The organism is Paraburkholderia sp. EG304 (assembly GCF_046543485.1).
GTDB classification, from domain to species: domain Bacteria; phylum Pseudomonadota; class Gammaproteobacteria; order Burkholderiales; family Burkholderiaceae; genus Paraburkholderia; species Paraburkholderia youngii.
This window is the reverse complement of the sequence record NZ_JBKGUA010000018.1, coordinates 32,888-47,314: the sequence shown is the minus strand read 5'-3', so window position 1 is coordinate 47,314 and position 14,427 is coordinate 32,888. Positions and strand designations below refer to the sequence as shown.

The 14,427-nt window shown below is 62.2% G+C and carries 12 protein-coding genes; 10 read left to right on the top strand and 2 right to left on the bottom strand.

Going from position 1 to position 14,427, the window contains the following annotated elements; genetic code table 11:
- From ACLFKU_RS21700 to dld, 10 genes are all read left to right on the top strand, one after another.
- Positions 1-825, top strand: a complete 825-nt coding sequence (locus ACLFKU_RS21700) for an HpcH/HpaI aldolase family protein (protein WP_410850424.1) — start codon at positions 1-3, stop codon at positions 823-825.
- Positions 826-845: 20 nt separating this feature from the next.
- Positions 846-2,027, top strand: coding sequence for an acyl-CoA dehydrogenase family protein (locus ACLFKU_RS21695; protein WP_410850423.1), 1,182 nt, complete (start codon positions 846-848; stop codon positions 2,025-2,027).
- A gap of 12 nt (positions 2,028-2,039) precedes the next feature.
- On the top strand, positions 2,040-3,818 hold the full coding sequence (locus tag ACLFKU_RS21690; RefSeq protein ID WP_410850422.1) for an FAD-binding protein: 1,779 nt from the start codon (positions 2,040-2,042) through the stop codon (positions 3,816-3,818).
- Complete coding sequence (locus tag ACLFKU_RS21685) at positions 3,811-5,034, top strand: CaiB/BaiF CoA transferase family protein (RefSeq protein WP_410850421.1); 1,224 nt, start codon at positions 3,811-3,813, stop codon at positions 5,032-5,034. The genes ACLFKU_RS21690 and ACLFKU_RS21685 overlap by 8 nt, the downstream gene beginning before the upstream one ends.
- Positions 5,031-6,671, top strand: a complete 1,641-nt coding sequence (locus ACLFKU_RS21680; protein WP_410850420.1) for a GMC family oxidoreductase — start codon at positions 5,031-5,033, stop codon at positions 6,669-6,671. The genes ACLFKU_RS21685 and ACLFKU_RS21680 overlap by 4 nt, the downstream gene beginning before the upstream one ends.
- The gene (locus ACLFKU_RS21675) at positions 6,668-7,417 is read left to right on the top strand and encodes an electron transfer flavoprotein subunit beta/FixA family protein (protein ID WP_410850419.1); all 750 of its coding nucleotides are present in this window, start codon (positions 6,668-6,670) and stop codon (positions 7,415-7,417) included. Before ACLFKU_RS21680 ends, ACLFKU_RS21675 begins: the two co-directional genes overlap by 4 nt.
- Positions 7,418-7,503: 86 nt before the next feature.
- Positions 7,504-8,448 carry an electron transfer flavoprotein subunit alpha/FixB family protein gene (locus tag ACLFKU_RS21670; protein WP_410850498.1) on the top strand — a complete coding sequence of 315 codons (945 nt, stop codon included), beginning with the start codon at positions 7,504-7,506 and terminating at the stop codon, positions 8,446-8,448.
- A gap of 811 nt (positions 8,449-9,259) precedes the next feature.
- Positions 9,260-10,027 carry a transcriptional regulator GlcC gene (gene glcC / locus ACLFKU_RS21665; protein WP_368582056.1) on the top strand — a complete coding sequence of 256 codons (768 nt, stop codon included), beginning with the start codon at positions 9,260-9,262 and terminating at the stop codon, positions 10,025-10,027.
- Positions 10,028-10,231: 204 nt separating this feature from the next.
- Positions 10,232-11,602: an MFS transporter gene (locus ACLFKU_RS21660; RefSeq protein ID WP_410850418.1), complete on the top strand. Its 1,371-nt coding sequence runs from the start codon at positions 10,232-10,234 to the stop codon at positions 11,600-11,602.
- 36 nt (positions 11,603-11,638) lie between these two features.
- Positions 11,639-13,378, top strand: a complete 1,740-nt coding sequence (dld, locus tag ACLFKU_RS21655; RefSeq protein WP_410850417.1) for a D-lactate dehydrogenase — start codon at positions 11,639-11,641, stop codon at positions 13,376-13,378.
- A 140-nt stretch (positions 13,379-13,518) separates the two neighbouring features.
- Here the strand turns inward: dld and ACLFKU_RS21650 are convergent, their stop codons facing one another.
- Both ACLFKU_RS21650 and ACLFKU_RS21645 read right to left on the bottom strand, forming a co-directional pair.
- Complete coding sequence (locus tag ACLFKU_RS21650) at positions 13,519-14,121, bottom strand: phosphatase PAP2 family protein (protein ID WP_368582053.1); 603 nt, start codon at positions 14,119-14,121, stop codon at positions 13,519-13,521.
- Positions 14,118-14,312: a hypothetical protein gene (locus ACLFKU_RS21645; RefSeq protein WP_410850416.1), complete on the bottom strand. Its 195-nt coding sequence runs from the start codon at positions 14,310-14,312 to the stop codon at positions 14,118-14,120. Before ACLFKU_RS21645 ends, ACLFKU_RS21650 begins: the two co-directional genes overlap by 4 nt.
- Positions 14,313-14,427 lie beyond the last annotated feature (115 nt).

The following is a 14,427-nucleotide window of genomic DNA, read 5'->3' as shown; positions in this document are numbered from 1 at the left end:
ATGAGAACCATCAAGAATCACGCGAAAGCGCAACTCGCCGCGGGTGAACTGGCACTCGGCATGGGGCTGCGCCAGGCCCGCACCGTCGACATCGCGCAGATCGCGCAGACGGCGGGCTTCGACTGGCTGTTCATCGATATGGAACACAATTCGATGGACGTCGACACGGCCGCGCAGATTTGCGCGGCCGCTCTGGTGGGCGGTGTGACGCCGATCATCCGGGTGCCGGGGCACGAGCCGTTCCACGCCACTCGACTGCTCGATACCGGCGCAATGGGCATCGTGGTGCCGCACGTGAGTACGCGCGAACAGGCCGCGCGGATCGCCGACATGTGCCGCTTCCCGCCTGCCGGCGGGCGGTCGATCCCGGGCATGTTGCCGCAGGTCGGCTTCCAGGCTCTTCCGATCGCCGATGTGGTTCGCGCGATCAACGAAGAGGTGCTGGTCGTGGCGATGATCGAGACCCGCGAAGGGCTCGAGAACGTCGACGCGATCGCGGCGGTGCCCGGCATCGACGTGCTGCTGGTCGGCGCGACCGATCTTGCGGCGGATCTCGGCATCACTGGACAACTCGGCCATGTGCGTGTAGCGGCCGCCGTCGACGCCGTGTGCGCCGCATGTCACCGGCACGGCAAGGTGCCGGGCGTCGGCGGGGTGTACGACGAGGCACTGATGACCGCCTACGTGCAAAAAGGCGCGCGTTTCATTCTCAGCGGCTCGGATCTTGCGTTCCTGATGACGGGGGCGAAGTCGCGTTCGGAGATGCTGCGTGCAATCCCGCTCGGCCAGGCCGAACAAGACATGGCTCAACGCAAGGCGTCCTGATCGGACAAGGAGGAGACAGAGTGAATCCCGAATACGCAAGCAATCTGGTCAACCGGCGTGACCTGAAACCCTATCTGAATGCCGATCAATTCGAATTTCGAGATTCGGTGAATCGGGTGCTGACGCGCCATGCATCGCCGGAATACGTTCGCCAGTGCGACGAAGAGAAGCGCTTCCCACAGGAACTCGTGAAGGTGGCCGCCGCACAGGGCTGGTTCGGCATCACGCTGCCCGAAGCGTACGGCGGCGTCGGCGGCTATCTCGACATGGCCGCTTATCTGGAGGTCGTCGCGTATCACACCATCGCGCTCGCGCGCTTCTGGAATGCCAACGTGAACATGGTGGGCGGCGCGCTGGCGCGCTTCGCTCCGGACGATATCAAGGCCATGGTGTTGCCGAAGCTAGCCGAAGGGCGTGCCTTTCTTGCCTTCGCACTGAGCGAAAACGGCTCTGGCTCGGATGCCGCCTCGCTGACGACGCGCGGCGTGGCCGACGGAAATGACTTCATTCTCGACGGCACCAAGATGTGGATTTCCGGCGCGCTCCAGGCCGACTACATTCTGACCGCGGTGCGCACCAATCCGGAAGCGAAGAAGCACGACGGGATCAGCCTCTTCCTCGTACCGAAGGAATCCAGGGGACTGACCATAAATCCGATCGATTTGCTCGGCGGCCACGCTATCCGGACCTGCGAAGTGGTGTACGACGGGGTGCGTGTCCCGAATGAAATGATCGTGGGCGGCCTGCACGTGGGTTGGAAGAAGCTCACCACGGTGCTGTCGAAGGAGCGCATCGCGTTGTCGGCGATGTGCGTGGGCGGCGCACAGGCGGCGATCGATCTTGCGCGCTGGTATGCGAACGACCGCAAACAGTTCGGACAGTCGATCATCGATTTCCAGGCCGTGTCGCATCTGCTTGCCGATATGCAGACGCGCGTGGATGCCGCTCGCCTGATGGCGTTTCGGGCGGCGAAGCTGCTCGACGAAGGCGACAGCTGCGACGTGGAGTCGTCGCAGGCGAAGTACTTCGCGTCGGACACGTACGTGCAGGTCGCGACCGACGGCATCCAGATCATGGGTGCCAATGGCTACTCCGCCGAATACGCGATGCAGCGTCATTACCGCGAAGCCAAGATGTTCCAGATCTTCGGCGGCACCAATCAAATTCAGCGCAACATCGTGGCGCGCGCGCTCAAATCGTAAGCGGAGACGGACGTGACGGCAGTTCGGACATTGGAGAAATTCGGCTTTAGCGTCGACTACGCGCAAGCCGACGTAGTGGTGGTCGGCGGTGGCGGCGCGGCGTCGCGTGCTGCCGTGTCGGCGGCACAGGCGGGTGCGAAGGTCCTCATGCTGGCCAAGGCGCCGGTCGGACAGGGTGGCAGCACGGTGCACGGCGCTAGCGAAATCATGAGCATGGGGGCATCCGGCTACGGCAGTCCCGACGATAGCGCAACCGTGCACTACGAAGACACGATGCGTCCGGCAGCCGGCTTCATCGACCGCGACCTGGTGCGCGTTCTGGCGGAGGACGCACCGAAGCGCATCGCAGACCTGATCGAACTCGGCGTGCCGTTCGACCGCGTCGCTGATGGCTATAAGCTCATCCGCAGCGACTTCGGCAGCTATGCGCGCGCGCTAGGCGTGAAGGGCAAAACCGGCAAGGCCTTCGTGGGCGCGCTAGCCGAGCAAGGCAGAAAGCTCGGTGTCGAGACCCGTCAGCCGGCGGCGTTGATCGACCTTGTGCGCGATTCGACAGGGCGCGTGAGCGGCGTGGTTGCGATGGACCTCGATTCGCGGCGGCTGCTGGTGGTCTCGGCGGGGGCCGTCGTGCTTGGCACGGGCGGCGCGCACGGTCTGTTCTCGCAGCAGGTGTCGACAGCGGAGATGACTGGTGACGGCCAGGCGATCTGCTTCCGCCACGGCGCGGAACTCGTGAACATGGAGTTCCATCAGTTCGGGCCGGCGATGGTGCACCCTTACGTGCAACTCTTCAGCAAGTCGTGCTTCATCCTGCATCCAAAGATGCTCAATCGCGACGGTCACGAATTCCTCCCGGACTATCTGCCGACGGGCGTGACGCCCGAGGCTGCGATGGACGAGAAAGTGTTCCCGTTCACGATCTCGAACGAGTCGCGCTATATCGATATCGCGATCGCAACGGAAATCGCGCAGGGCAGGGGCACGGAACGCGGCGCGGTGCATTTCTCTTTCGCCGACATCGCCGAGGAACGGTTGGCGGCCACCATTCCGAACACCCTGCGCTGGATGCGCGCCAAGGGACTCGATCCGAAGCGCGATCTGCTCGACGTCGGGATTGCTTTTCAATGCCTGAATGGCGGTGTCCGGATGACCAACACCGACGCGATGTCGACCATCGAGGGGCTCTTCGTTATCGGCGAACTCGCGGGCGGTGTGCGCGGTCCGGATCGTCCGGGCGGCAACTCGCTTGCAGAAGGTCAGGTTTTCGGTCATCGCGCAGGCGTGGGTGCGGCCGCATTCGCACGCGGCAGTGCGGCGCCCGGCACGTCCGATGTGGCGCCGCTTGCACGGCGTCTCGAAACGGCGCTGAAGCCGAATGCGTCGTTCGACGCTCGACGTATCGCCTCCGATCTGCGTGCAGCGATGCAGGCGCATTGCCTCGTCGAGAAGACGGAAAGCGGTCTGAACATCGCGTTAGCGGCCGCTCGCGAGGCGCGCGCGGAGTTTGCCGCAGGGGGCGGGGCCACGCCGCAGCAAGTGATCGATGCGTTGACGATCGACAACATGGCGACGACTGCCGATGTGATCGTGCAGGCGTGCATCGAGCGGCGCGAATCGCGCAGCAGCCACTATCGCACCGACTTTCCTGAGCGCGACGACGCCCGTTTCGGTCATGCATTGACCATCACGCGCGGTGAGGCCGACCCGTTCCACCTCGCCTTCGACGTGCTCGACTACCCCCGTGCCGAACTCACGGACGCATCGCATTCCCAGGTGGCAAATCATGGATAAGAAGCAAGTCGGCCCGTTGTCGGGCTACCGCATTCTCGATCTCACCGTCATGACCGCGGGTCCGGTCGGTACAGTGCTGCTTGCCGACCTCGGCGCGGACGTGATCAAGGTTGAGGAACCGAAGGCCGGTGACCTCTCGCGCAATCTCGGTAATCAATTCGTCGAAGGCGAAAGCGTGCAGTTCCTGTCGCAGAACCGTAACAAGCGCAGCATCCGCCTCGACCTGAAGTCGCCGAAAGGACGCGATGCATTTCTGCGCATGGCGAAGCAGGCGGATGTCGTCGTCGAAAACTTCCGGCCGGGCACGGTGGATCGGCTCGGCATCGGCTACGAGGCCGTGAAAGCGCGCAATCCGATGATCGTCTATGCAAGCGTGTCGGCGTTCGGACAAAGCGGTCCTTACGCCGCTTGGCCCGCGAACGATCCGATCGTGCAGGCCGTGGCGGGTCTCATGGACATGACGGGCGAAGCCGGCGGCAATCCGGTTCGGCTCGGGGCGCCGTTGCCGGACTTCGGCGCGGCTGCGCTGCTCGCGTTCGGCATCTCTGCGGCGCTGTTGCATCGCGAACGGCATGGCGAGGGTCAGCGCATCGATACGTCGCTGCTGTCGGCTGCGCTTTTCAGCACCATCCCGCGCGACGGCGAGACGCTGAGAAGCGGCAAAGCGCCGGAGCGCCTCGGCAGCGGCCATCCGACGATGGTGCCGTATCGCAACTATCAGGGGTCCAATGGCCGCTATTTCTTCGCGGCCTGCTTCACCGAAAAATTCTGGCAGAACCTTTGCCGGGCGTTGGGCCGCGAAGATTTGCTGAGCGATGAACGCTTTGTCGGCAACACCGCGCGGACAGCGAATCGGCATGCGCTCGACGTAATCCTCGAACAGCAGTTTCTGCTGCACACCGCCGAATACTGGGTGGCGCATCTGAGTGCCGCGGACGTGCCATGCGCGATCGTGCAGGACTATCACACCGCGTTGACGGAGGACCCGCAGATCGCGCATAACCACGCGGTCGTCGAGATCGAACATCCGCTTGCGGGCAGGGTAACGAACATCGCGAGTCCGGTGAACTTTCACGGCAGCCCGGTGGCTTACCGCCGTGCGCCGCCTACGCTCGGACAACATACGGCTGAAGTACTTGCCGAGTTCGGTTTCGCCGAGGAGGAGATCGCAGCACTCGAAGGTCGTGAACCGGCCGCTGTCGGAGAGAAGTCATGAAATCGTACACAACGGACTACGTGATCGTCGGCGCGGGGACGGCGGGTTGCGTGCTCGCAAACCGTCTAACCGAAGACCCGAACGTCAAAGTGATTCTTGTCGAAGCCGGCGAGCGCGATCGTCACCCGTTCATCCACGTACCGGCCGGCTTCGTGCGATTGCTCGATCATCCAACCGTGACATGGCGCTATCGCACGCGGGCCGACGCCGAGACCAGCGGCCGCGCAATCCTGTTTCCGCGTGGACGCGGACTCGGCGGGTCCAGCGCGATCAACGGCCTGCTTTATGTGCGCCCGTTTGCGGAGGATATCGATAGCTGGGAGCAGTCGGGCGCCAAGGGCTGGACCTTCGGCAACTGTCTGCCGTTCTACCGCCGCTCCGAAACGTGGACCGAGGGCAACAGTCCTCAACGCGGCAAGGATGGTCCGATCCAGGTCAGCCGGGTGGAGGATCCGCCGGAGATCTGTGGTGCGGTCGTGCAAGCGGCCCAAAAAGCCGGTCTCGAGTTTGTAGATGATCCAAACAGCGATACGCGCGGTCCGTCGATCTGGTACTACCAGCAAACGCGCGACGGACGTCGCCGCTCCAGCGCAGCGCGCGGTTATCTGCGGCCCGCAATGGCGCGGCCGAATCTCACGGTGGTGACCGGCGTCCAGGTGTCTGGGCTCGAAATGAACGGCAAGCACGTGAGCGGCATCAATGCGACGACGACCGCAGGCGTTTCGATGCAGTTTCGCGCGACCCGCGAGGTCATTCTTAGCGCCGGCGTGATCGGCACGCCCAGGCTGCTCGAAATGAGTGGCATCGGCGATAAGGACGTGCTCGACAACGCGGGCATTCGAACACGAATCGCGTTACCGGGCGTCGGCAACAATTTGCAGGATCACTATGTAGTCCGGCTCGGCTATCGGGTACGGGGTGCAGGTACCGCGAACGAGCGCTCGCACGGACTCGCGCTCGCGCGCGAGATGATGCGCTACGTCGTGTCGGGGACCGGCGTACTGACCTATAGCGCGGCGATCGTCGGCGGCTTTGCGCAGACGCGGCTCGCAACGCGGCCCGACGTGCAGTTCGTGATCGCGCCAGGCAGCTTCGTCGAGGGACGGATCGGAGTGCTGGAGTCGGAGCCCGGCGTCTCCTGCGGGGTCTGGCAGATGCGCCCGGAAAGCCGTGGGCACGTGCACATCACCAGCAGCGAGATCACGGCAGCGCCGACGATCGCACCGTCATACTTGAGCAGCGAACTGGACCGCAACACGATGGTGGAAGGACTCAAGATCGGCCGCCGGATCTTCGCGCAGCCCGAGGTCGCCCGGTATATCGTCGACGAAACCGTACCAGGCCGTCAGGCGGACACTGATGAGGCGTTACTGCAATACGTGCGTGACAATGGCTCGACTGTGTATCACGCGGTTGGCACGTGCCGGATGGGAGAGGACGAAATGAGCGTCGTCGATTCCGAAATGCGGGTGCGCGGAACGACCGGCCTGCGCATCGTCGACGGCTCGGTGATGCCGTCGATAACCTCGACCAACACCAATGCGACGGTGCTCATGCTAGCCGAGCGCGCAGCTGACATGATCCGTTCGCCGATGACTGCGCGCACGGCTTCGGCATATTCGAAGGAGACGGTATGAAAGTGCTGGTAGGTGTAAAGCGAGTGGTCGACTACAACGTGAAGGTCCGGATCAAGTCGGACGGCACGGGTGTCGACATTGCAAACGTGAAGATGTCGATGAATCCGTTCGACGAAATCGCGGTTGAGGAAGCGGTGCGGTTAAAGGAAGCCGGCGTGGTTAGCGAGGTGGTGGCGGTTTCTTGCGGTGTTGCTCAGGCGCAGGAGACGCTGCGTACGGCGTTGGCGATAGGCGCCGATCGTGCTGTGTTGATCGAGTCGTCCGAAGACCTGCAGCCTCTCGCCGTTGCCAAACTGCTCAAGGCGCTGGTCGACAAGGAACAGCCTTCGTTGGTATTGCTGGGCAAGCAGGCCATCGACGACGACTCGAACCAGACCGGGCAGATGCTCGCCGCTTTGGCTGACCTTCCGCAAGCGACGTTCGCTTCGAAGGTCGTTGTGGCTGACGGGAAGGCGACCGTGTCGCGCGAACTGGACGGCGGAGCTGAAACGCTGTCGCTGACGCTTCCCGCCGTGGTCACAACTGATCTACGCCTGAACGAGCCGCGCTACGTGACGTTGCCGAACATCATGAAGGCGAAGAAAAAGCCGCTGCAAACGATCAGGCCCGAAGACCTCGGCGTCGATGTCACGCCGCGTCTTAAAACACTGAAAGTCGCCGAGCCGCCCACGCGTTCCGCCGGGGTGACAGTGCCGGACGCAAAGACGCTGGTCGAGAAGCTGAAGACCGAAGCGAAGGTGCTTTAGATAGAACGGCAACTATGTTGCATGGGACTGGAGTAAGCGCTAAAGCGCTAACTCCAGTCGACACGGAGACAAAGCAAATGACGAATCTGGTTAGCCTCGTAATAGCAGAACACGATAATGCGTCGATCAAGGCAGCGACACTGACTACCATTGCAGCGGCGAAGAAGATCGGCGGTGAAGTTCACGTGCTGGTCGCGGGTCACAATGCGCAGCCCGTAGCCGACGCGGCAGCGAACATCGTGGGCGTTAGCAAAGTATTGCTGGCCGATGCGCCGCAACTCGAAGCGGGCCTCGCGGAAAACATCGAAGCGACGGTGCTGACGCTTGTGCAAGATGCTGCGAAGAACTATTCGCACATCCTCGCGCCGGCCACCGCCTACGGCAAGAACGTCGTGCCGCGTATCGCCGCGAAGCTCGACGTCGCTCAGATCAGCGACATCACGGCAGTCGATTCACCCGATACGTTCGAGCGCCCGATCTACGCGGGCAACGCAATTGCGACTGTGCAATCTCAAGATCCGATCAAGGTCATCACGGTACGCACGACTGGCTTCGATGCCGTCGCAGCGGAAGGCGGCAGAGCCTCGGTCGAGAAGATCGAAGCCGCAGCCGACGCAGGCATCTCGCAGTTCGTGAGCCGCGAAGTGACGAAGCTCGATCGTCCGGAACTGACGTCGGCAAACATCATCGTGTCGGGCGGCCGCGGTCTCGGCAGCGGCGAGAACTACACGAGGGTGCTGGAGCCTTTGGCAGACAAGCTCGGCGCAGCGATGGGGGCATCGCGTGCAGCCGTCGATGCGGGCTACGTGCCGAACGACTATCAGGTCGGTCAGACGGGCAAGATCGTCGCGCCGCAACTGTATATCGCGGTCGGCATTTCGGGTGCGATCCAGCACCTTGCGGGCATGAAGGACTCGAAGGTGATCGTCGCGATCAACAAGGATAAAGAAGCGCCGATTTTCAGCGTCGCGGATTACAGCCTCGTCGGTGACCTGTTCACCGTCGTGCCCGAACTCGTCGGAAGCCTATGAGGCCCTTGATGACTGGCTGCTCGCGTTCACTGGCGGAGGAACCATTGGATCTTTCAATCGGGATACACCTGGTGTTCATACCGGCCTCATCGACGCCGTTGCCTAACTGTCGGCTTCGGCCGGTGCCCTTGAGTGACGGCACAGAATGTCCGTTCCCGCTGTGATACCTGCCCTTTAATCTGCGACGGCCCGACCGGGGGAATGGGTCGTGCATGGTCGCTCGATGACAGCGAAAGCTGTCGTTCACCCGGAACCCCGAGCATCCTCAACTGAGGTACCCATTCCAGCTGCTTACAATCTTGAGAAGCTCGGCGTGGACGTTTTTGCCTGGTAGCGGTCACAGACGCTTACGGGGCCAGTCGCAAGGATGGTTGACGAGCTTTTGCCGCGATGGAAGATTTATGGTTGAAAGTTGTTGGTCCTGGAAGTTATTTGAGTAAAAAGACCGTGGCCGAGGCCCCGTTTCTACCTCAGGCTCCGCCCAAAGCGGAAGTTATTTGGTTGAATTTTCGGAAGCCAATCGAGTTCTTCCACAAAATCCTCCATCCGGCGTCGCTGTTTCATCTGGAACACTCCCACTGCCTGAGCAGCTTTCAGTGTGTTGCGTCCATCGGTTGAATCCGCCGAGAAGATCAGACTCCACGGTAACTCAGAAGAATGTTGGTAAGCCCTTGCAGTCCGCATAGGCCGATACTCTCAAAATACCAGGAGGTTATCCAGCGATGCTATTGGCGCAGAGTCTTGTGGCAACAGTGCTAGGATTGCCATCAGCTAAAGTCTCTTCGAAGTGGTCGGACCAGTGAGATACGCCATGCAGGATGTCAAATCAGAATACCCGTCACAAATCGCGGATGTGGTCGCCGAACGCATAGAAAGCCTGATCGTCGACGGCGTCCTGAAACCAGGTCAAGCCTTACCGTCCGAGCGGCGTCTGATGGTCAAACTGGGTGTGTCGCGCTCCGCGTTGCGAGAAGGGTTGAAGGTGTTGCGGGCGCGCCGAATCATCGACACTGCGCACGGCCGCGGGTCGTTCGTCGCAGCGCTCACCTCGCAACCCGCCCTCACGCCGATGATGCATCTTCTCGGCTCGCAGCCGAGAACCCTCTACGACATTTTCGAAGTACGCGAGATGCTCGAGGCTGAATCGGCGCGTCTTGCCGCGCTTCGGGGAACGCAGGCGGATTTCGCGCTGATCACCCGCCGCTACGAGGAAATGCTCGCCGCGAACCGGAGCGATGTGGACGAGTCGACGCGTGCGCGGCTCGACTATGCGTTTCATCTCGCGATCTGCGAGGCCTCGCACAACCCAGTGCTCGTGCACACGCTGAGTTCGCTCACCGATTTGTTGCTGAGCTCCGTCTTCGCCTCCGTCAACAACCTCTACCATCGCGAGGCGGAAAAGCGTGTGATCGACAGGCAGCATGCCCGGCTCTACAAGGCCGTCATCGGCAAACAGCCGGAGCCGGCTCGCAAGGCTGCCGCTACGCATATCGCCACCACGATCACCTGTCTGAGAGAAATCGAAGCGGAGGAGCAGCGTCTGGTGCGGGCCACGCTGCGGCTCGAGGGCTGGGCGTGACGCGAGCCGCGAGCGAGCACGAGTGTGCGTCCGCCGGGGCACCAGTGTCTGCGTTGATTCGCGCGCGAAACCGCGTCCTGGCACCAAAAAATAACTGGTAGGACCAGTGCTGAAACGTCTCGACAGTCTCGTACTGGCGCGAAACAATGCGCGTTAGCAAACTCAGCTGCGGCGGCAAGCCGCACAGGAATCAGGAGACTCGCGATGACCTCGCACAACCCGCCAGGCGTGTCCGCCCGGCCCGCTACGGATAGATCCCGCACCCTCGCTTCAACTGCAACGACCGGGTTCGAAAACGCGACTTACGCGAAAGTGACCTGGCGTCTGCTGCCATTTCTCTTCATCTGCTATGTCGCGGCCTATCTGGATCGCGTCAACGTGGGATTCGCCAAGCTGCAAATGCTCAGCGACCTGAAGTTCAGTGAGTCGGTGTACGGGCTTGGCGCGGGGATTTTCTTCATCGGCTATTTCGTGTTCGAAGTGCCGAGCAACATTCTGCTGCATCGCGTGGGCGCACGCTTGTGGATCAGCCGGATCATGGTGACATGGGCGTTGGTGTCGGCGGCGTCGCTGTTCGTGAAGACGCCCGCCATGTTCTATACGATGCGCTTTCTCCTCGGCGTCGCCGAGGCAGGGTTCTTTCCGGGCATCGTGCTTTATCTGACGTACTGGTATCCGTCGGTGCGTCGTGGCCGCATGAACGCGCTTTTCATGATCGGCATTCCGGTGGCTGGGGTGCTCGGCGGCCCGCTGTCGGGTTGGATCATGCAGGCGTTCAACGGCGTGCGGGGTTTGTCGAACTGGCAATGGCTGTTCCTGATCGAAGCGCTCCCGTCCTTGGTGCTCGGCATTGTCACGCTGTTCGTGCTGCCGAACGGCATCCGCGCCGCGTCCTGGCTCGACGAACGGCAAAAGCAGCTTCTCGAGGACAACATTGCACGCGACGCAGATGCAGGCGCTGAGGCGTCGCTGAGCAGCGTCGTGTCCAATGGCCGCGTCTGGCGGCTCGCGGCGATCTACTTCTGTTGCATGATGGGTCTCTACGGCGTGAGCTTTTATTTGCCCACGCTGATCAAGGCGGCGGGCGTCAAGGAAGCGCTGGATGTCGGCATGGTGACTGCGGTGCCCTATGCGGTCGCGATCGTGTCGATGATTCTGGTCGCGCGCAGCTCCGACCGTCGCAACGAACGCCGCTGGCATCTCGCGATGGCGGCCGTTGCCGCCGCAGCGGGCTTTTACGCAAGTACGCTCCATGCGGGCAATCTCGCGCTCGTATTGTTCACGCTGTCGCTCGGCACCGCCGGTGTGTTGTCGATGATGCCGGTCTTCTGGACGTATCCGAGCAGCGTGTTGACCGGCACGGCCGCCGCCGCGGGAATCGCGATGATCAATTCGGTCGGCAATCTCGCCGGATTCGTCAGCCCGTCGATCATCGGATGGATGAAGGACGTGACGCACAGCACCAACGCCGGTCTGCTGGTCGTCGCGGCGGCGCTGTTCGTCGGCGCGGTGCTGGCGCTGACTCAGCGCACGCCGTCCGTATCGACATCGGCGGCGCAGCCGAGCCGGGTCTGATGCCACTCTTGCGTTGATATGTGATCGAAGGCCGTTATGTCCGATACAGCCTATTCCGCGATTTCCCCCGGGGATACGCGTAGAACATTGCTCGCGTCGCTCGGCGATATCGTCGGCGCGCGCAACGTGCTCACCAGTGATGCGCAAACGCGCCGCTACCGCACCGGCTACCGCTTTGGGAACGGCCGCGTGCTGGCGGTGGCGCGCCCCGGCACGCTGGTCGAACAATGGCAGGTGCTAGCCGCATGCGTCGCGGCGCGGGCGATCGTCATCACGCAGGCGTCGAATACCGGACTGACCGGCGGTTCGACGCCTGACGGCGACGACTACGACCGCGACGTTGTCATCGTCAGCACGACGCGCATCCGCCGCGTGCATCTGATCGGCGGCGGGCGTCAGGTCGTCTGCATCGGCGGCACGACGCTCGATCAACTCGAACGCACACTGAAACCGCTCGGACGCGAGCCGCATTCGGTGATCGGCTCGTCGTGCATCGGCGCGTCGGTGCTCGGCGGCATCAGCAACAATTCGGGCGGCTCGCTGGTGCATCGCGGACCGGCCTATACAGAAATGGCGGTGTTTGCCGCCGTCGATGCCTCGGGCACGCTGCGGCTCGTCAACCATCTGGGTATCGAACTCGGCAACACGCCCGAAGAGATTCTGTCGCGGGTCGAGAACGGCACGTTCACCGACGCGGACATTCGCAACGACGCGGCGGCTTCGGACCATGAATACGCCACCCATGTCCGCAATGTCGATGCGCCCACGCCTGCGCGCTTCAACGCCGATCCGCGACGCCTGTTCGAAGCTTCCGGTTGCGCCGGCAAGCTGATGGTATTCGCGGTGCGTCTCGACACGTTTGCGGCGGAGCAGGGCGCGAAGGTGTTCTACATCGGCACGAACGACACGAGTGTGCTGACCGAGATCCGACGCCATGCGCTCGCGAATTTCGCGCACCTGCCGATTGCCGGTGAATATCTGCATCGTGACGCGTTCGATGTTGCGCGAAAGTACGGGAAGGATCTGTTCGTCATCATCGACAGGTTCGGCACGGACCGGTTGCCGATGTTCTTCAATCTGAAAACGCGCTGCGATGCGTTGTTCGAGCGCCTCGGCTTCATGCCGAAGCATCTGACCGATCGTGTGCTGCAATGGATCAGCGAACGTCTGCCGGATCATCTGCCTGCGCGGCTCAACGCTTATCGCGAGCAGTACGAGCATCATCTGATGCTGAAGGTGCCGGCGGCGGGCATCGAGGAAGCGCGCGCCTTCCTGTCGGAACGCTTCGCGCAATCCGGCGGCGCGTATTTCGAATGTACCGAAGAAGAAGGCCGCAAGGCATTTCTGCATCGCTTCGCGGCGGCGAGCGCGGCCGTTCGATACCGTGCGGTTCATCATCGCGAGGTCGAGGATATCGTCGCGCTCGATATCGCGCTACGACGCAACGAGCGGGATTGGTTCGAGCGGTTGCCGAATAAAATCGAAAATGCGATCGTGCTGAAGCTGTATTACGGGCACTTCCTGTGTCACGTCTTCCACCAGGACTACATTGTCGCTAAAGGCAACGACTGTCTCGCACTCGAACATGGGATGCTCGAGTTGCTCGACATTCGCGGTGCCGAGTATCCCGCCGAGCACAACGTGGGGCATCTGTACGAGGCCAAGCCGCAACTCGCAGAGTTCTACAAGAAGCTCGACCCGTGCAATTGTTTGAATCCAGGCATCGGAAAGACTTCGAAATTCGCTGCCTATCGCGACTGCACAGTTGAAGCTTGATGGCGGTCTTCGCGGACTCGGCTGTTGAATAAAAGGGGACGGTCCGCCGACTTCTTAGGCGTCCGCATATCAAGGAGACGTGAATTGCATGTCCCTGGCGGCTTCGCGTCTTCCCGAAGGTCGTTTTCGGGGACGGGCAATCATGGCCTCAGCCAGCCACGACTTATCGGCCATGCAAGCAGCATACGATAGAGCGTGACCACCAGACCTGTCATCGCCGTGCCGCCCGTTTGCCACAGCCTCGCGATTGCCGCATAAGCGATGCACGCGACGGCCACTGCCCCGAGCATATCGAGCGGAAAATGCACGCCGAGAAACACCCGTGCCCACGCGACGATGATACCCACGACGAGTGTCACGCCACCGAGCCAGCACATCCGCCCGAAAAGCAGCGGCAGCGCGATGCTGGCAAAGAGGGTGGCGTGATCGCTTGGAAACGACGAATCGGGCGCATGCGCGAGGAACGTGTGGCCAAGCCCGATCATGAACGGCCGGGGGTGCTGCCAGACCAGACCGATCAACTGGTTGACGCCGAGCGCCAGCAGCGCGACGCAGCAGGCACGCAGGGCCAGCTCGCGCCGCTGGTGGTCCCCGGAAAGCCACATCATCACCAGGATGAGCGGGACTAACCAGACCAGATAGTTTGCACAGGCGAGCGCCGCGCTGACCAGCCATCCTGGCGTTGCCGGCGTGCCGTTGATCATCAGGAAGAGCGCGTGGTTGAATGCTTCGATGGTATTCATTGCGTCGTTTTGTGCTGAAGATGAAGAATGCGCCAGCCGCCGTGTGTCTGCGGCCGCGGCGCCTGGCTACACATGGCAACCAGCACCGCAGCGAGCGCGCCCCTGGGTGTTGCGGCGAAACCTTCGCGTCGCAGGCCGGGTCTGAGTTCATTGCCGATCAGCGGATCGGCCTCAGCCAGCAGTATTCGCATCCGCCGTCATCCTGGTCCCGCCGGTTCCCTGACGCGGTGGCGCAAGCTTACCGGCCGGAAGGTTAACACTGCATTAAGAGGCGGACACCGCGCAGCGTCGCCTTCACTCTGGCTT

What these genes read in the sequence shown, in the direction of transcription:
- ACLFKU_RS21700 (WP_410850424.1), top strand. Translation starts at nt 1, where the DNA reads ATGAGAACCATCAAGAATCACGCGAAAGCGCAACTCGCCGCGGGTGAA.
- dld (WP_410850417.1), top strand. Translation starts at nt 11,639, where the DNA reads ATGTCCGATACAGCCTATTCCGCGATTTCCCCCGGGGATACGCGTAGA.
- ACLFKU_RS21680 (WP_410850420.1), top strand. Translation starts at nt 5,031, where the DNA reads ATGAAATCGTACACAACGGACTACGTGATCGTCGGCGCGGGGACGGCG.
- ACLFKU_RS21660 (WP_410850418.1), top strand. Translation starts at nt 10,232, where the DNA reads ATGACCTCGCACAACCCGCCAGGCGTGTCCGCCCGGCCCGCTACGGAT.
- ACLFKU_RS21675 (WP_410850419.1), top strand. Translation starts at nt 6,668, where the DNA reads ATGAAAGTGCTGGTAGGTGTAAAGCGAGTGGTCGACTACAACGTGAAG.
- ACLFKU_RS21685 (WP_410850421.1), top strand. Translation starts at nt 3,811, where the DNA reads ATGGATAAGAAGCAAGTCGGCCCGTTGTCGGGCTACCGCATTCTCGAT.
- ACLFKU_RS21645 (WP_410850416.1), bottom strand. Translation starts at nt 14,312, where the DNA reads ATGCGAATACTGCTGGCTGAGGCCGATCCGCTGATCGGCAATGAACTC.
- glcC (WP_368582056.1), top strand. Translation starts at nt 9,260, where the DNA reads ATGCAGGATGTCAAATCAGAATACCCGTCACAAATCGCGGATGTGGTC.
- ACLFKU_RS21650 (WP_368582053.1), bottom strand. Translation starts at nt 14,121, where the DNA reads ATGAATACCATCGAAGCATTCAACCACGCGCTCTTCCTGATGATCAAC.